13 protein-coding genes and 2 tRNA genes are annotated in these 16924 nt (G+C 58.8%); 3 read left to right on the top strand and 12 right to left on the bottom strand.

Features of this window, described 5'->3' with window-relative positions; all coding sequences use genetic code 11:
- Positions 1-69 precede the first annotated feature (69 nt).
- The 3 genes from JF535_RS13935 to JF535_RS13945 all read right to left on the bottom strand — a co-directional run bounded on the left by JF535_RS13935 (position 70) and on the right by JF535_RS13945 (position 3454).
- A complete protein-coding gene (locus JF535_RS13935) occupies positions 70-1863 on the bottom strand; it encodes an acyl-CoA dehydrogenase C-terminal domain-containing protein (protein WP_207003178.1) in 1794 nt (597 codons plus the stop codon).
- Between the two features lie 286 nt (positions 1864-2149).
- Entirely contained in the window at positions 2150-3214 is a 1065-nt protein-coding gene (locus JF535_RS13940; RefSeq protein WP_207003179.1) for an AraC family transcriptional regulator, read from the bottom strand.
- 33 nt (positions 3215-3247) lie between these two features.
- The gene (locus JF535_RS13945; protein ID WP_207003180.1) at positions 3248-3454 is read right to left on the bottom strand and encodes a hypothetical protein; all 207 of its coding nucleotides are present in this window, start codon (positions 3452-3454) and stop codon (positions 3248-3250) included.
- A 235-nt stretch (positions 3455-3689) separates the two neighbouring features.
- On the opposite strand from JF535_RS13945, the gene JF535_RS16900 reads away from it, so the two are divergent.
- On the top strand, positions 3690-3812 hold the full coding sequence (locus JF535_RS16900) for a hypothetical protein (protein WP_277987247.1): 123 nt from the start codon (positions 3690-3692) through the stop codon (positions 3810-3812).
- Positions 3813-3846: 34 nt separating this feature from the next.
- Here the strand turns inward: JF535_RS16900 and JF535_RS13950 are convergent, their stop codons facing one another.
- From JF535_RS13950 to JF535_RS13980, 7 genes are all read right to left on the bottom strand, one after another.
- Positions 3847-5268, bottom strand: a complete 1422-nt coding sequence (locus JF535_RS13950; RefSeq protein WP_207003181.1) for a class II fumarate hydratase — start codon at positions 5266-5268, stop codon at positions 3847-3849.
- Positions 5269-5381: 113 nt separating this feature from the next.
- Positions 5382-5816, bottom strand: coding sequence for a hypothetical protein (locus JF535_RS13955; RefSeq protein WP_066963682.1), 435 nt, complete (start codon positions 5814-5816; stop codon positions 5382-5384).
- Between the two features lie 234 nt (positions 5817-6050).
- Positions 6051-8087, bottom strand: coding sequence for an NAD-dependent DNA ligase LigA (gene ligA / locus JF535_RS13960; RefSeq protein ID WP_207003182.1), 2037 nt, complete (start codon positions 8085-8087; stop codon positions 6051-6053).
- 88 nt (positions 8088-8175) lie between these two features.
- On the bottom strand, positions 8176-9582 hold the full coding sequence (gene zipA / locus JF535_RS13965; RefSeq protein WP_207003183.1) for a cell division protein ZipA: 1407 nt from the start codon (positions 9580-9582) through the stop codon (positions 8176-8178).
- Positions 9583-9687: 105 nt separating this feature from the next.
- Positions 9688-13191: a chromosome segregation protein SMC gene (smc, locus tag JF535_RS13970; RefSeq protein WP_207003189.1), complete on the bottom strand. Its 3504-nt coding sequence runs from the start codon at positions 13189-13191 to the stop codon at positions 9688-9690.
- Positions 13192-13417: 226 nt separating this feature from the next.
- Entirely contained in the window at positions 13418-14689 is a 1272-nt protein-coding gene (ccmI, locus tag JF535_RS13975) for a c-type cytochrome biogenesis protein CcmI (RefSeq protein WP_207003197.1), read from the bottom strand.
- On the bottom strand, positions 14682-15212 hold the full coding sequence (locus JF535_RS13980) for a cytochrome c-type biogenesis protein (RefSeq protein ID WP_340674182.1): 531 nt from the start codon (positions 15210-15212) through the stop codon (positions 14682-14684). Before JF535_RS13980 ends, ccmI begins: the two co-directional genes overlap by 8 nt.
- Before the next feature lie 176 nt (positions 15213-15388).
- Here JF535_RS13980 and JF535_RS13985 point away from each other — a divergent pair.
- Both JF535_RS13985 and JF535_RS13990 read left to right on the top strand, forming a co-directional pair.
- A tRNA-Val gene (locus tag JF535_RS13985) sits at positions 15389-15464 on the top strand.
- A gap of 49 nt (positions 15465-15513) precedes the next feature.
- Positions 15514-15590: transfer RNA gene (locus JF535_RS13990), tRNA-Asp, on the top strand.
- A 142-nt stretch (positions 15591-15732) separates the two neighbouring features.
- Here the strand turns inward: JF535_RS13990 and JF535_RS13995 are convergent.
- Together JF535_RS13995 and JF535_RS14000 are read right to left on the bottom strand one after the other, a co-directional pair.
- On the bottom strand, positions 15733-16338 hold the full coding sequence (locus tag JF535_RS13995) for an IMPACT family protein (protein WP_340674183.1): 606 nt from the start codon (positions 16336-16338) through the stop codon (positions 15733-15735).
- A complete protein-coding gene (locus JF535_RS14000; RefSeq protein ID WP_207003199.1) occupies positions 16301-16882 on the bottom strand; it encodes a DsbE family thiol:disulfide interchange protein in 582 nt (193 codons plus the stop codon). Before JF535_RS14000 ends, JF535_RS13995 begins: the two co-directional genes overlap by 38 nt.
- Positions 16883-16924: the final 42 nt, after the last annotated feature.

The following is a 16924-nucleotide window of genomic DNA, read 5'->3' on the forward strand; positions in this document are numbered from 1 at the left end:
CCGTTGGCAAAAGCCAGATCCAAAAACACCGCCGATGTCTCCAGCGGCGGTGCTTTATTCACATCAAGCTCAGAAAACGAAGTGTTCCGCGTCCAGGCTCATCAAATTGTCCGCGCCACTCTGCATGGCAGCCGCATGGGTGGCGGTGCGCGGCAGAATACGGTCAAAGAAGAACCGAGCGGTCACAAGCTTGGAGCGGTAGAAATCTTCCTCCGCTGTACCCGCTGCGATCTGCTCATTGGCCACCTTCGCTGACAGCGCCCACAAATAGGCCTGCACCGCGTAGCCGGAGTACATCAGGTAATCCACGGATGCGGCACCCACTTCGTCCGGGTTCTCCATGGCCTTCACACCGATATTCATGGTCAGCTCGCCCCACTCCTTGTTGATCTCCTGAAGCTTGGAGACGTAAGGCGCGAGCGCTTCATTGTCCACTTCTGCCTGGCAGAACTTGTGCACGATCTTGGTGAACTTACGCAGCAACTCACCCTGACTCATCAGTACCTTGCGGCCCAACAGGTCCAGAGCCTGAATACCGGTGGTGCCCTCATAGATGGTAGCGATACGCGCGTCACGCACGTTCTGCTCCATACCCCATTCGGCAATGTAACCGTGACCACCGAAGCACTGCAGGCCGAGGTTAGCCGACTCATAGCCGGTTTCAGTCAGGAATGCCTTGGCAATGGGCGTCAGGAATGCCAGCAGGTCGTCCGCATCTTTGCGCTCTTCTTCCGAGCCGCTGTGAGAGCGATCCACTTGCTGCGCACACAGCAGAACCAGCATGCGGCCGCCCTCGGCGAATGCCTTTTGGGTCATCAGCATGCGACGCACATCCGGATGCACGATGATCGGGTCAGCTGCGCCTTGCGGATTTTTCGGGCCACTGAGGGAGCGCATCTGCAGACGGTCTTTGGCATACGCCAGGGACTTCTGGAAGCCCGCTTCTGCGTGCGCCACACCCTGCAGTGCCGTACCCAGACGCGCAGTGTTCATGAAGGTGAACATGCAGTTCAGGCCCTTGTTCGGCGGACCAATCAGGAAACCCTTGGCACCATCGAAGTTCAGCACCGCGGTGGCGTTACCGTGAATACCCATCTTGTGCTCCAGGGAGCCGCAGGTCACGCCGTTGCGCTCACCCACGGAACCATCTTCGCTGGGCAGGAATTTGGGTACGATAAACAGGGAGATACCCTTGGTGCCCGCAGGGGCGTCCGGCAGGCGAGCCAGTACGATGTGTACGATGTTTTCCGCCATGTCGTGTTCGCCGGCGGAAATGAAAATCTTGGTGCCGTTAATGGAATAGGAGCCGTCGTCATTTGGCTCCGCCTTGGTGCGGAGAATGCCCAGGTCGGTACCGCAGTGCGGCTCGGTCAGACACATGGTGCCGGTCCAGCTACCTTCAACCAGCTTGGTCAGGTAGGTAGCCTTCTGCCCGTCGGTACCATGGGCTTCCAGGGTATTCATAGCGCCATGGGAAAGGCCCGGGTACATACCCCAGGACCAGTTGGCGGTGCCCACCATTTCGCTCAGGATGGTGCCCAGCGACGGCGGCAGGCCCTGGCCACCATGCTCTTCCTTGTGCGGCAGAGACGGCCAACCAGCCTCTACGAACTGCTGGTAAGCCTCTTTAAAGCCTTCGGGCGTTTTGACTTCGCCGTCAACCCAGGTACAGCCCTGCTGGTCACCGATCTGGTTCAGCGGTGCCAACACGTTTTCACAGAACTTGGCACCCTCTTCCAGAATGGCGTCCACTACGTCCGGGCTAGCATCCTCGTAGCCAAGCGCCGCATAGTGCTGATCCCATCCAAACAGCTCACGCATGGCAAATCGCATGTCACGCAGCGGAATCTTGATCTCGCTCATCCTGTGTACCCTCTTTCGATATTTGTCGTCGGTGGACCGGGCATGTCATCCCGGGAGTCACAGTGGCCAGGCAAAATCCGGCGCCTCAGCTTGTGACTCAACTTTTGGTTTTATTCATAGTAGTTCCAAATTGCAGAAACTCACTATGGCGAAAAGTGTCCAAAGCACTAACAAAATACGGCGGGTAAACCGGGGGAAAATACTGACGGGGCAGTCAAATACTCACAGCAGCAGGCGGCGCAATCGATGGACGCGAACCCGCAATAAAAGACGCCAACTGGCGGCATCAAAGACCGGCGGATGTAGCGCGCGGACTTTTGCGGTACTCCCCGGGGGTTACCCCAGTCCACTTTTTGAAGGCGCGGAAAAAGGCGCTGGCCTCGTCAAAACCGAGCATTTCCGCGATCTGGGTGTTCGACAGGTCCGGACAACTGAGATAGTGGAATGCGGCTTCCATCCGGCATTCGTCTTTCAGTTTCTGGTAGGAGGTATTTTCCTGCTGCAGCTTACGGCGCAGGGTGGTCACCGACATGTTCAGGCGCTCGGCCACGGCTTCCGCAGCCGGCATCGACTCGCTCACGTCGCGATTGAGGATAGTCTTGACCTTGGTCTTGATACTGCTGGCACTGCCGTCACTGATCACCAGGTGATAGGGCGCCGTACGAATAAAATCTTCCACGGTCTGTGGACTCTGGACGATGGGATAATCCAGGTAGCGGCTCTCGTATTCCAGGGCATTGGCCGATTGGTCAAATAACAGCTCACCCGCCTCACTCTGCGCCAGCGACAGGAACTCTTCCGGACAGGGAAACGAAAAGTGCAACTTGGCCAAAGGAATCTCTCGCCCCACCAACCAGCAATAGAAGCGATGCCAGACCGCCAGGGTGGTGCGAATCACTCCCGGTGTGGTTTCCGCGATCAGCTGGTCAAACTCTCCCGGCGCCAGAGAGCTGATTCCCTCAATCACCACCCGGTCCCTATCACCCTCCGGGTGCAGTACGGGTTTGACACGGAAGCCGCGGCAGATTTCATTAAATTCCGCGCTGAGGGTGATGGCCTGGCGAACCGTCGCGCAGTTGACCACTGTCAGGCACAACAGCCGGAAAGAGCCGGAACGCACCCGGCCACCGCTCAGCATGCCGAACCACTCATCCTGAGACAGCCACATTACACGCTGGTAGAGACGACCGTACTTCACTGCTGAAAACGCGGCCGTATCTTCCAGATCGTTTTCCGAAATCCCTACCGAGGAGAGCAGCTCCTCGCGGTCACAGCCGTGATTGGCGGCCTCATCCAGCAGTCGCTGCACGTAGGCAATGGGGATACGGATATCGTCGTTGGTGTTGTCCATTCTGGGGCTGGCAGTCCGATCCGTTGAAATCACTTATTTATCGCGACGATTGCGCAACCAGTTGAGTAGCGCACCAAACCCGAAGGCCACGGCCACGATCATTACCAGAAAAACCAGTAGCAACACCAGATAGCTAAGTAAATCAGCAACCGGGAGATCCCAGCTCCAGATGGCCGCGGCAATAAATGCGATGCAGGCCAGCACACTGGTAACAAATGAGCGGCGGCGTTTTGAGGCCATAACAGACACGCTTTGACTGGAAAATGAATGATTGGTCGGCGCAGAAGGACAATACTATCCTTATCAATATAGAGACTCACCTGCACTCGCGGCCACTCGAAAGACCTTGTGTATACCGACGAGAACCATAAGGTCAGGCGCCATGCACGGCGCAGAATCGTGCAGCATCAACCGCACGCTGTCAACGAAACCGCGACGCAAACCGCTGGTTGCCTGCCAGCAGGGAGGACAAGTCATGCACAAACGACTGCTCTACCGGCGCGAAGACAGAGCCATTTTACGCAAGCTCGCCATGTGGGTGGAGTGCATGATGCTGTTTATCGGCAGCATCCTGCTGGGTATTCTGGTGTTCGGCTGATTCCGGTTCGTGATTGCAACCCGCCAACCGACCGCTAGCCGCCCACGATTCCTCCCCGGCTTAGTCGCGCCGGGTCGAGCAACTGCTCCAGCTCACTTCTGGACAAATCCGTCATCTCCACCGCCACCTCAAGCACAGGCCGACCACTGGTGTAGGCAGCTTTGGCTATCTCTGCCGCCTTGCCATAGCCGATCACCGGGTTCAGCGCAGTCACTAGAATCGGGTTTCTCGCCAGCGCCTGTTGTATCCGATCTTCATTCACACTGAATCCGGCGATGGCCTTATCCGCCAACAGTCGGGTACTAGTGGCCAGGATTTGAATGCTCTCCAGCAACGAAAAAGCGATAACCGGAAGCATCACGTTCAGCTGAAAATTTCCGCTTTGCCCCGCCACAGAGATGGTAGTGTCATTGCCCATCACCTTCGCCGCCACCATGGCAACGGACTCCGCAATCACCGGGTTGACCTTGCCGGGCATAATGCTGCTGCCCGGCTGCAGTGCGGGCAATGCGATTTCGCCAAAACCGGCGAGTGGACCACTGTTCATCCAGCGCAGATCATTGGCAATTTTCATCAGTGCCACCGCAAGGGTTTTCAGTTGCCCGGAAACCTCAACCGCGGTGTCCTGACACGCGATGGCAGTGAACAGATTTTCTGCCGGGCGCAATGAGACACCGCATTCACTGCTCAGCCGGCAGGCAAACACTTCCGCAAACCGCGGGTGTGCATTGAGCCCACTACCCACCGCAGTGCCCCCCTGGGCCAGCTGCTCAAGGCGTGGCAACGCGCCCTCAACGCGCGCCTTGCACAAACGTACTTGGGCCGCCCAGGCGTAGAGTTCCTGCGACAGAGTAATCGGTACCGCATCCATCAGATGAGTACGGCCGGTCTTAACCACCCCATCTAACGAAGTCGCCTTTTCCTGAACCACGTCGATAAAGTGCACCAGTGCCGGCAACAGCTTGTTCTGCAGCGCCAGCAGTGCAGACAGGTGTATCGCCGTAGGAATCACGTCGTTGCTACTCTGGGACATATTGACGTGGTCGTTGGCCCCGATACTCAAACCGCTCTGCGCACAGGCAATATGGGCGAGCACCTCATTCACGTTCATATTGGTACTGGTGCCGGAGCCCGTCTGAAATACATCCACGGGAAACTGCTCGGCAAAGTCGGCAGCACTGAGCCCGTCGCATGCCCGAACGATCGCCACGGCCAGTTCCCCGTCGAGCAGGCCAAGGTGCTGATTGGATTCCGCGGCGGCTTTTTTAATCGCGACGACGGCTCGCAAAAACTCGACCGGCAAGGTATAGCCACTGACCGGAAAATTATCGACCGCGCGCTGAGTCTGGGCACCAAAGTGCGCCCAGCTGGGCACAGGCACTTCCCCCAGGCTGTCTTTCTCGATGCGGAAGTCTTGTGGCTCTTCGGACGGATTTTCAGGCAGGCTGTCGGACATGGGGCACCCCCGGTCGATCGGTAGACTGAATGGAAGGAAAAGCGCTGATTAGTAAGGTCGGCCAGAATACACTTACAGGACAATGGGACAGGATAGTGTGTGGAACGCGTGCGTCACATGCTGACGCGACCTTCCTGGGTCCACTCGCAGCGCACCTGCATGTCACCACAGCCTGGCTCGTGATAGAGGCCGGCCGCCTCCCAGGTAAACGAATGGGTACCCGATAGCTCGGTTTCAAGATGCACTGTGGCCGAAACCCAGTACATGCTCTGCAGTAACTCTTCGAATTTCTGAATCCAGTGGTTCCACTCATATTCCACGGCGCGGTATGAGGCACCAAAATGGATCACATCGGTCTGGTATTGCGACTGTTTCATCTTGATTGTAGGAACCGCAAACATGTCGCGGCAAAGAAACGGCCACTCGTCCGCGCTGGGCAGAGCCAGCACGGCTTCCCGGTTAACCCGACGCCGGTCGCTACCGCCGGAAAGGCTGTTACTGTCTTTGATACAGCCGTAAACAATGGATTCCTGATCGCCCTGAATCACTCTGCGCTAACCCCTACGCCGCCACCGCAACACGGTCCGGTTGCCAGTTGGCCAATTCAAAAAAACTAATTCGGTCAACTGTAACGGCGCAGCAATCAGAATTCTACAGCGGGCAAGCGACAAATTCGTAATCCGATCGCATTTTCGCTACCGGCGGAACACCAATAACGCACGGCTCGCTGCACAGTGCCTATCCACCCAACACTTTGTGCAGAAAACAGGCGAACGGATCAATTAGATTTCGATACCCTGGCCGCGCAACATGTCCATCAGCCCATCCTCGTCCAGCACGGGCAAATTGAGCTCCCGTGCCTTGTTCAGTTTTGAGCCGGCGCCGGGGCCAGCAACCACCGTGTGCGTGTTCGCCGAAACACTACCGGCCACTTTCGCTCCCAGCCGCTGCAGATAGTCCTTGGCCTCACTACGCGAGAGGGTTTCCAGTTTCCCGGTAAGCACCCAGGTCTGGCCCGCAAGGGGTTGGGAACCGGCCTCCTGTACTACCGCCTCCCAGTGCACGCCGGCCTGCCGCAGGGCTTCAATTTCTTCCAGGTTGTGCGGCTGCTGGAAAAACTCCGCCACGTAATGCGCCACCACCGGACCTACATCTTCAACCTGTTGAAGGGCCTCCTCGTCCGCCTGCATCAGCGGTGCCAGATCGCCGAAATGTCGCGCAAGATTGCGCGCAGTGGCCTCCCCCACTTCGCGAATTCCCAGTGCGTACAGGAATTTGGGCAGCGTGGTGTTTTTACTCATTTCCAGTGCGTCGAGCAGGTTCTGTGCGGATTTCTCACCCATCCTCTCCAGCGCGACCAACGGAGCCAATGACAGGTGATAGAGGCCCGAGACAGACTTTAGCAATCCCTCGTCCACCAACTGCTCGACAATTTTATCCCCCAGGCCATCGATATCCATCGCCTTGCGTGACGCGAAGTGTTTAATGGCCTGCTTGCGCTGTGCGCTACAAATCAGGCCACCGCTGCAGCGCGCTACCGCTTCGCCTGGTGTTGCCTCAACCGGGGATTCACACACTGGACAGTGCGTTGGAAACTCGATCGTACGAGCGCCCTCTGGCCGGCGACTCTCGACTACCGAAACCACCTGCGGGATCACATCACCGGCACGCCGGATCACAACCGTGTCTCCGATCTTCACGCCCAGGCGCGCGATTTCATCGCGATTGTGCAGCGTCGCATTGGAGACGGTCACACCGCCAACAAACACCGGTTCCAGCCTTGCTACCGGCGTCACAGCGCCGGTTCGTCCCACCTGGAATTCCACATCCAGCAGGCGGGTCATTTCCTCCTGCGCAGGGAATTTGTACGCGGTCGCCCAACGCGGTGCCCGCGCCACAAAACCCAGCCGCTTTTGCAGGGGAATACTGTTGACCTTGAACACAATACCGTCAATGTCGTAGGGCAATTGCGCGCGCTTCTCGCCAAGCTTGCGGTAATAGTCGAGGCACTCGGCAATGTTTTCCGCCACCGCCATTTCGCTGTTGATGCGGAAACCCCAGCGATTGAGCTGCTCAAGCACCGCGGTATGACGATCTGGCAAACTGCCGCCTTCGACGATACCTACGCTGTAGACACACAGCTCCAGTGGGCGCTGAGCTGTGATCCTAGGGTCGAGCTGCCGCAAACTACCCGCAGCGGCGTTGCGTGGATTCACGAACCCCTTTTCCCCGGCTTCACGTGCCTTTGCGTTCAACGCATCAAAGCCTGCCTTGGGCATATAGATTTCGCCGCGCACCTCGAGCACCGATGGCACATCGTCCGCGAGCAGTTTCAACGGCACCGAGTAGATAGTGCGTACGTTCTGGGTGATGTCTTCACCGACGCTGCCGTCGCCACGCGTGGCCGCGCGCTCAAGAATGCCGTCGCGATACAACAGACTTACCGCAATGCCATCCAGCTTGGGTTCGCAGGCGTACTCAACCGGAGCAGTGCTGTTCAAGCGGTCGCAGATACGGCGGTCAAAATCGTGCATTTCCTCATCACTGAACGCATTGTCCAGTGACAACATTGGCATCTCGTGGCGAATCTGGGTAAACGCAGCCAGTGGCTGGGCCCCTACGCGCTGCGTGGGTGAATCCGGGGTAATCAGTGCGGGATAATCGCGCTCCAGTGCCTGCAGCTCCCGCAAACAGCGGTCGTATTCCGCATCGGGGAGTTCCGGTGTATCGAGCACGTAGTATTGATAGTTAGCGCGATTGAGGGTTTCGTGCAGCTGTTGAACACGCTGCTGTTTTTCCTGGGGAATATTTTTTGTCATTTTCTATTCGCAAAAACAGGGAATTCTTGCCGGTGGGGAGCCAGGCCCTGTGCCGGGCGCCCGAGCCTGGATTTCGGCTTGGGCAGGCTCAGGCCTGTGCGCGGGCCAGCGCCTTGCGTCGCTGGAATTCCATCACGCGCTGGCGATAGTGTTCCGCGGTCTGGGCGGTAAACACGCTGCGATTTTCATCTTTCAATTCACCGCCCAGCTGTTCCGCGATGTAACGCGCAGTGGTGAGCAGCGTATCGAGAGCTTTCAGAGCCTCCACTTCCGCGGGTAGCGCCAGGAACAAGCTGATTCCCGGTGTGGTGAACTCCTCCATCTCAGACATATCGAAAGTGCCCGGCACAACGACATTGGCCAGGCTAAACAGCACCGGACCCTCTCCCGCCTCGCCACAGTGGTAATGGAAAATATTCATTTCACCAAATCGCAAACCACTGGACAGCAGCACGCGCAACAAGTCATTCCCTTCGAAGCAGTCACCTGCGGGCGCCATGATGTTCAGAATCAGCACTTCTTCCACATCGCGTTCCTTGCGGCTTGCACCTCGGGTATTGGTTCTGTCACCACTACCAGTTGCAGAGCCTGCGCGCTTTTTCTCGCGCGTTTCACGAGACGGAGTAACGGCTTTTTTAAGATCAGGAAATTTCAGCTCGGGGAACTTGATATCCGATGCCGACCAGCCAGCAGAGGCGGTGTTGCCCCGCTCACTGGGCGCCGCTTCAGTGCCGGTATACTCGTCCGTTTCCGGGATGGTTTGCAGGGACTCCAGGCTCACGGTTTCGTCCAGGGAGGGCTCCCGACGGTCACTGACCACAAGCTCCTCGGGTAACGTCGTCTCCGGGCCTGTCACCTCCACCATCGGTTCGCCAGCATCAGCTTCCGCGCTGGATGGCTCGCGAGGCTGTTCTGAATCACGCTCCAACGGCGCGTCCGCGATGGAGTCCATCAGCATCGGCACCTGCTCCTCCAGGTTGAGAGAAGCCTGTTCGGGTACGCTCGGCCGTACTCCCGCATCCACGGTTGCGGGCTCTTCCTCCCGGCGCTCGGGCTTGCTGCCAGCCAGCGGTTTGCGGGAGGACTGAAAGTTCTGCTGAACCTTACGGTTCACCTGTGTAGCGTCCTCGGGCTTACGACGCTGCACCACACGCACACTGCCGGGCAGTTCTGCAGAAATCTGGCGTCGCTTTTCCGCCTCTTCCGGATCGATGTACTCCAGTTCGGAATCGGCGAGCTTCGCCGCGCCCCGAGCCGAGGATTTACTGGCTGTACGCTGCTCAGCCGCCGGAGTAGCAGTGCGCGACGGGGTATGGGCAGAGCGCGGGGCAGAGAGGATATCCTCGTCGCGGTCATCCAGGTCCCGGCGCATGGATCGGGTCAGATTGCGAGAAACTTTTACCGTGTCTCTGTGTTTGAGGTAGGCGCGCCGTGCACCATCCACCACTACTGCCAGCAGAATCAGCGCCAGCAAATTGATCAGCCAGTTATCCATAGATGCTTCCCTCTCCCTAAGCCCACATCCGACGAATCCGCAGGCCCAGATTCCACCTGTTGCAGCCCACCGGGTCCACCCGCTTCTCACAACACTGCTTGCTCATTATGCGGACGCCAGCTCCGCGGCCTCTTCCACGTCGACCGACACCAGGCGCGAGACGCCCGGCTCGTGCATGGTTACGCCCAGCAGCTGATCAGCCATCTCCATGGCAATCTTGTTATGGGTAATGTAGATGAACTGCACATGCGCGGACATCTCTTTCACCATACGCGCGTAGCGCCCCACGTTGGCGTCATCCAGCGGTGCATCCACCTCGTCCAGCATACAGAAAGGCGCTGGGTTGAGGCGGAAGATCGAGAATACCAGTGCGATCGCCGTGAGTGCTTTTTCACCACCCGACAGCAGGTGAATGGTGCTGTTACGCTTGCCCGGCGGACGCGCCATGATCGCGATACCGGTATCCAGCAAGTCGTCGCCGGTCAACTCCAGGTACGCATGGCCGCCACCAAACACTTTCGGGAACAGCTCCTGGAGCCCGCTGTTGACCTGGTCAAAGGTCTCCTTGAATCGAGTGCGGGTTTCCTTGTCGATACGACGGATGGCGTTTTCCAGGGTTTCCAAGGCGTCGGTCAGATCCTCGTACTGGCGATCAAGATAGTTCTTGCGCTCAGACTCCTGCTTGTACTCGTCAATCGCCGCCAGGTTAATTGGCCCCAGACGGGAAATCCGCGCTGCCACCAGTTCAATATCCTGCTGCACTGCTTCGATGGTCAATTCTTCCGGGAGTTCCTCCAGCAGCGCCTCGACATCGTGATCGGCCTCGCGCAACTGCTCTACCAGCCCATTGCGCTGGGTCTCCAGGGTTTGAGCGACCAGGCGCTGCTGCTCTAGCTGCGCACGCACACCCTGCAGGGCAGACTCCGCCTTGTGACGCTCCTGCTCCTGATTACGCAAGTTGGATTCCACTTCCTCCAGTTTCTTGCGCGCTTCGCCCAGCTCATTTTCCACATCGATACGCTGAGCGAGTTTTTCTTCGAGCTCGGCCTGGAAGTCCTGCGATGGGTCTTGGGCTTCTTCCATCTGCAACTTCAATTGCTCGCGACGCTCCTGCAAGCGCTCGACCTGCTCGCGCAGCACCTGCAGGGTACGCTCCAGAGACACTTTCTGGGTGCGCACGGATTGCTCGCGCATGGCCAGCTCGTGGGAACGGTCTTTGTCTTCACGGGCGCGCTGACGCGCCGCATCCAGTGCCTCACGCAGTTCTTCACGGCGCGCCAGCAGGGATTCGCGACGATCGGTATCGTCGCTCATCGCCTCGACCGCTTCCTGCAACTCGATGCGGGCTTCCGAGATGGCTTCCGACTCCATCTCTTTCTGTTCTTTGACTTCGCTGATTTCGGCTTCGATACGACGGCGGCGCTCGTCCATCTGTTCCTGACGCGCGCGCTGGGCCGATAACTGGCTGCGCAAGTCGCCGGTGCGACGGTTTAGCTGTTCCGCGTTATTGCGGGACTGCTCAATGCCGGATTCCAGTTCACCGGCGCGGGTACGCAGCTGTTCACGCTGCTCGGTGAGCTCTTCGATCCGCCCTTCGCACTCTGCCAGGGAAGCTTCCAGGCTTTCCAGCTCTTGTTTGCGCGCGAGCACACCAGACTCGGCATCGGTTCCGCGGCTGACGCGCAGCCAGTTGGGGCCAACCCAGAGACCGTCGCGGGTAACGATGGATTCACCGGCACGCAGCTGGGCGCGTTGCGCCAGCGCGGCGGTCAGATCTTCGGCGGTGTAAATGCCATCAATCAGGCCCACCAGGGAGCCGGGCCCCTCCACCACGGCGGCCAGTTTCGGCAGGCTGCCATCCGCGCCTGCGCTGACCTGCTGGCCATCGACAAACACCGCCTGACCGCCGTCGAGGCTGGCAAGAGACTCCTGCAGCGCATCGATATGATCGATACACACCGCCTGCAGTTGGGCGCCGAGCACGGTCTCCACCGCAGTTTCCCAGCCGGACTGCGCACGGATCTGGTCCGCCAGACGCGGACGCTGGTGCAGCGCCTGCTGCTCCAGCCAGTTTGCCACCGACTTGCCCTGCCCCAGAGCCGCCTGCTGCAGGGCCTCCAGAGAGGCCTGTCGGCCGCGGCTGGTCTGCAGTTGCAGGCGCTCTTTATCCAGCTCGGAGGCGATATCTGTTTCCTGACGGCGCAACGCCGCCAGCTGCTCTACCTGCTCGGCGATGGATTCACGCAACTCCGCCAGCTGCATTTCCAGTTCTGCCAGCTCTTCGTTCTGCTGTTCCAGCTCACTGTCATCACCGGCGCCGGACAGGCTCTCGAGTTCCGTTTGCAGCTTGCTGATGCGGTCCTGTAGTCGTTGGGTGGAGGTTTCCAGGTGCTGGATGCGGGACTGCTGCACTTCGGCCTTTTGCCGGGAACCGGAGGCACCCTGGTTGAACTGGTCCCACTCGTTCTGCCAGTCGCGCATCTGGTCTTCCGCGGTCAGCAGCATTTGCGCAGATTCTTCCTCCGCGGCCTGCACCATTTCCAGATCCGGCACGATGACTTCGAGCTCAGCATCAAACTCGACCGCCTTTTCCTGATCGGCCGCCAGCAGGGACTGGGACTCGCTGTATTCCTGTTCGGTGCGCGAGAAGTCGGTCTGCAACTGGTTGTTGCGCTCGCGCGCGTGGGAAATGCTCTGCTCCAGACGCGCAATATCGGCGCCCACCGAGTAGAAACGGCCCTGCACCTCGTTAAACGCATCAGACAGGTCGTGATACGCCACGCGCTGCTCTTCGATACCGGTGTCGCAGCTAACCTGACGGGTCACCAGCTCTTCGACGGTCAGCTCCAGCTCGCCAATTTGCTGTTGCTTGGCCTTGGCCTGATCGTCCAGGTCTTTGTACTTGAGCGCCTGCAGGTGCGCCTTGTGTGTACGCTCTTCGTCTTTGAAGCGGCTGTACTTTTCAGCGGCCGCAGACTGGCGCTCCAGGCGAGACAGCTGGCGATCCAGCTCGTCGCGAATATCGGTCAGGCGCTCCAGGTTTTCTTTGGTGCGGCGCATACGGTTTTCCGTATCGCGGCGACGCTCCTTGTACTTGGAGATGCCCGCGGCCTCTTCGATAAATACCCGCAGTTCTTCCGGCTTGGCCTCGATCAGCTTGGAGATCATGCCCTGCTCGATAATCGCATAGCTGCGCGGGCCGAGACCGGTCCCCAGGAACAGATCGGTCACATCCCGGCGACGACACTTTTCACCGTTCAGGTAATAGTTGTTCTGCCCGTCGCGGGTCACCTTGCGCTTTACGGAGATTTCGCTGAATGCCGCGTACTCACCGGTCAACTTTCCGGCGGAATTATCGAACACCAGTTCGATGGAGGCCTGGCCCACGGGCTTGCGGCCGCTGGAGCCGTTAAAGATGACGTCGGTCATGGAGTCGCCGCGGAGGTTTTTCGCGGAGGATTCACCCATTACCCAGCGCACCGCGTCGATGGTATTGGACTTACCACAACCGTTGGGGCCGACCACGGCGCTGAGGTTGGAAGGGAAGTAGACGGTGGTCGGATCGACGAAGGATTTGAATCCAGCCAGCTTGATGCACTTCAAACGCATGGTCTTGAAACTCGGTAATACCCGGCGTCCGTACGGTCACAATTACCGCCGTCGAACGCTCTTCGTTGTCATCTCAGGGAGGACCAGGCAGCCATGCTGCCAGATCGCCAGTTTGTTTTTGCAAACCGCCGATTGTACATGGCTGCGGGCGCGGTTTCAGCGCTATTTTTGACCGGCCCACCCCCATTGCGAGGAAAGAGCCGCGATACCGTTACCCCAGTTTCGACTAGATTTTCTGGTCAATGGCGATACGGACAGGCTCACCCCACCGGGCGCGAGGCAGAGTTTTGACTTCGCCCTGCCAGTCTCCCGGCGCGGGGCGTGCGTTGCCGCCTATGGCAAGCCGCGCTACCAGCTGCACCTCGTCGACGGTGCTCAGGCTGCGGCCGGGCATCATTGCGCGGGACTCATCCAGCACCACTTCTGCCGGCAACTCGCCGGCCGTCAGGCGCACTATGGCCACCGGCATCGGGCTTTCTGCGGTACGCGCATAGACAAACACGGGGGTATCCGGGGCGGGCTGAACGGATCCTGACAACGTGACCTGTACGGCGATTCGGCTGGCCCCATCTGCAATATCGTCGCCATCGCCCTGCGACGGCGCATCAGAGACGGCCTCTTCAGAGGCCATTTGCCCGCCCGCATCCTGCAATGCCTTTTCCGCACGTGCAACCCCCGCGGCCAGGGCCTGTGCCGCGTTGGAGCCCGGCGTCAACTGGTCCAGAGCCCGCTGCCAGAACGCCCTGGCACCACCGTAATCCTTGCGATCAAACGCCGCTATACCTGCCAGACCCAGCGCGGTGGTGTTGTTCGGCTGCGCCTCAAGCACAAGGTTCACTTCACTCAGCACTTCCGGCGACATTTTTGAGCCGCCAGCGAAAAACAGTGCCTGCGCCAACTCCGCACGAACGTTCACCGCCTCGGGCTCATGGGCCACGATATACCGGTACTGCACCAGTGCGCCTTCAATGTCATTACTCACCAGTAGGCGCTGCGCAAGGGCATAGCGACTGGAGAGGTCTTGAGGATGAGTGCTCACGCGCTCCTGCAGCTGCTCGGTGATACGGGCTTCCAGCACCCTATCAGATTGGCCCGAATGGCTCGCGGCGATATCCCGATACAGGGCCAGGTCGTCATGCGCCCCCCAAGAGAAGTACAGGCCAACAGCCGTTAAGGGAAGCGCAAACGCCAGTGCAAACAGCAGTCCACGGCCACCACTGCGGACTCCTGACACCTGATAACCTGTGCCCTCTTCGGCCAGCAGCTTGCGCGCCAACTCGTTCTTGAGCGACGTGTATTGCTCGTCATCGACCGAGCCACTGTCTCGAGCAGCCTCCAGCTCAGCCAGATGCTCCCGGTAGAGCATGGCCTGTGCACTGTGGTCTGCTCCCTTCATCGATGACCGGGAACCCCGTGTCTGCGCGCGAAACAGGGGCCAAGCAATACACACAGCTAACGGCAAAAGAAGCAGCGCCAGCACCAACCACAGATCAATCATTGTTTTTACTTCCACCCTGTTCGCCGTTACTCAGCAATTGCGCCAGACGCGCCTGCTCTTCCGCACTCAATTCTTCAGACTCGTCTGCCTGCGAGCGGCCGCGGCCGCTGCGCGAGCGCGCCACCACCACGATCAGCGTCAGCAAGCCGAGCGCAGCAAACACACCCGGGGCTACCCACAGTGCCACGGTATTGCGCTGCAGCGGCGGGCGATAAAGGACGAAGTCACCGTAGCGCGCCACCATATACTCATTGATCTCCTGATCGCTGAACCCTTCCTCCAACAGTCGTCGAATCTCCCGGCGCAAATCCGTGGCCACCATGGAATCGGAACCCGCAAGATTTTGGTTCTGACATTTTGGACAACGCATTTCCTCGATCAGCACCAGGTATCGCGCCTGCAGCTCGGGAGTGGACAACGGCTCAACCTCGACCGATGCCTGCGCGGTGGAAAATGGCATGGCCAAAATGACCAGCAAGGCCAGTACGGTAACGGGGGATGTTGTGTAGATGTTCTTCAGCACTGACGTTCTCCAGCGGAAACTGCGCGGATTATAGCAGCGCAACCGCGCCCCTACACGCCCCGTGCCGCGTGGGCTTTGCAGGTCTAATCTGGGCTTAACTCATTGAATCACAAAAATTTTTTCAAAAAGCGTTGACGCCCCAAAAAATATCATTACTATACGCAGCTCCTGACGCGGGGTGGTTAGCTCAGTTGGTAGAGCGGCGCCCTTACAAGGCGTAGGTCACAGGTTCGACCCCTGTACCACCCACCACTCTCCTTTCATCTGCTTGGCAGATTTTTCAAAGGAAAGTCAGGAATGCGGACCGGTAGTTCAGTTGGTTAGAATGCCGGCCTGTCACGCCGGAGGTCGCGGGTTCGAGTCCCGTCCGGTCCGCCATATACAGGAAAGGCCCACACGAAAGTGTGGGCCTTTTTTGTTTGTCGCAATTGCAGATCGCGCCCGCGTGAGCGCTCGGTTTTTCAACCCGCCCTTCGCCCACTCAATGATGTGCGGGGCATCGAACAGTCACGAGCAGACACTAGGTCGGCGTGAGCGCCTCACACGCTATATTTTCTGCCTGTAGCTGCGCCTGCAAACACGGCCACTGATCGGCCGGCAGCTCTATCGGCATATCCACCCGCGTGGAGTATCGAGGCTCACCGCACACCCCTTTGGCGTGCGCCACCAGGAAACGCACCCGGGACTCCTCCGCAAACGCGCAAGTCACCTGAATCGTTAACAGTGGAATGAAGGTCGTCAGCTCAACAGTCTGCAGCGCGGCACCAACCGCACCACGATAGGCGCGCATCAGACCGCCAACCCCGAGCTTGGTACCACCAAAATATCGCGTAACGATGGCGCCAACGTTGCCTACGCCCTGCTTCAGCAACAGCTCCAGCATCGGCCGGCCGGCACTGCCGCCCGGCTCGCCGTCGTCGTCGGACTGCATTATCTGGGGGTTAGATGGATTGCCGATCACCAGAGCCGTGCAATGGTGCGAAGCGTCAGGATAACGGGCACGGATAGCGGTCAGCTCCCGCTGGAATACTGTTTTTTTGGTTACCGGCCCGAGCCAGCAGATAAAGCGGCTCTTTTTCTCTTCCGTCTCAGCGACAACGGGCGAGCAGGGAATCTGATAGCTCACCGGAAAACTCATTCCATTGCTGGGTCTGGAGGCGCTCGTAGAGGGGTTGCAGCTTGGTCTGCCACACTTTGTCGTCCACCACACCCACATGCTTGCAGCGGATGGTTCCGCCCGCATCCACCAAGAAGGTTTCCGGTGCGCCAAACACGCCCAAATCCATCGCCAGGCGTCCTTCCACATCGGAAACGGAAAACAGGTAGGGGTTATGGAATTTTTCCAGCCACTTTTGCGCGGCCTCGTTGTCATCTTTCAGGTTGACACCAACGATAGGCACCCCCTTCGCGGCGAGATCATTGAGGAACGGATGCTCCACCCGGCAAGCTATACACCAGGTGGCCCACACATTCAGCAACAGCGGCTTTTTGGGCAGATCGGAATTTTTGCGCTCGCGGTTGGACTCCACATCCAGTAACACAAACTGTGGAACCGGTTTATGCACCAGCGCCGATGGCATGTCCTGTGGGTTCAACGACAAACCCCGCCAGAAAAGCAGCGCCAGCGCGGCAAAAATAATAAGCGGGAGAAACAGTTTCAACCTGGCCATCGACAATGGTTATCCTTCTTGAAAAGTCTGGCTTGGGTGGTT

Source organism: Microbulbifer salipaludis (genome assembly GCF_017303155.1).
Classification (GTDB): domain Bacteria; phylum Pseudomonadota; class Gammaproteobacteria; order Pseudomonadales; family Cellvibrionaceae; genus Microbulbifer; species Microbulbifer salipaludis.

Coding starts and splice junctions, on each gene's coding strand:
- JF535_RS13935 (WP_207003178.1), bottom strand. CDS start 1,863: ATGAGCGAGATCAAGATTCCGCTGCGTGACATGCGATTTGCCATGCGT.
- JF535_RS13940 (WP_207003179.1), bottom strand. CDS start 3,214: ATGGACAACACCAACGACGATATCCGTATCCCCATTGCCTACGTGCAG.
- JF535_RS13945 (WP_207003180.1), bottom strand. CDS start 3,454: ATGGCCTCAAAACGCCGCCGCTCATTTGTTACCAGTGTGCTGGCCTGC.
- JF535_RS16900 (WP_277987247.1), top strand. CDS start 3,690: ATGCACAAACGACTGCTCTACCGGCGCGAAGACAGAGCCATTTTACGC.
- JF535_RS13950 (WP_207003181.1), bottom strand. CDS start 5,268: ATGTCCGACAGCCTGCCTGAAAATCCGTCCGAAGAGCCACAAGACTTC.
- ligA (WP_207003182.1), bottom strand. CDS start 8,087: ATGACAAAAAATATTCCCCAGGAAAAACAGCAGCGTGTTCAACAGCTG.
- zipA (WP_207003183.1), bottom strand. CDS start 9,582: ATGGATAACTGGCTGATCAATTTGCTGGCGCTGATTCTGCTGGCAGTA.
- smc (WP_207003189.1), bottom strand. CDS start 13,191: ATGCGTTTGAAGTGCATCAAGCTGGCTGGATTCAAATCCTTCGTCGAT.
- ccmI (WP_207003197.1), bottom strand. CDS start 14,689: ATGATTGATCTGTGGTTGGTGCTGGCGCTGCTTCTTTTGCCGTTAGCT.
- JF535_RS14000 (WP_207003199.1), bottom strand. CDS start 16,882: ATGGCCAGGTTGAAACTGTTTCTCCCGCTTATTATTTTTGCCGCGCTG.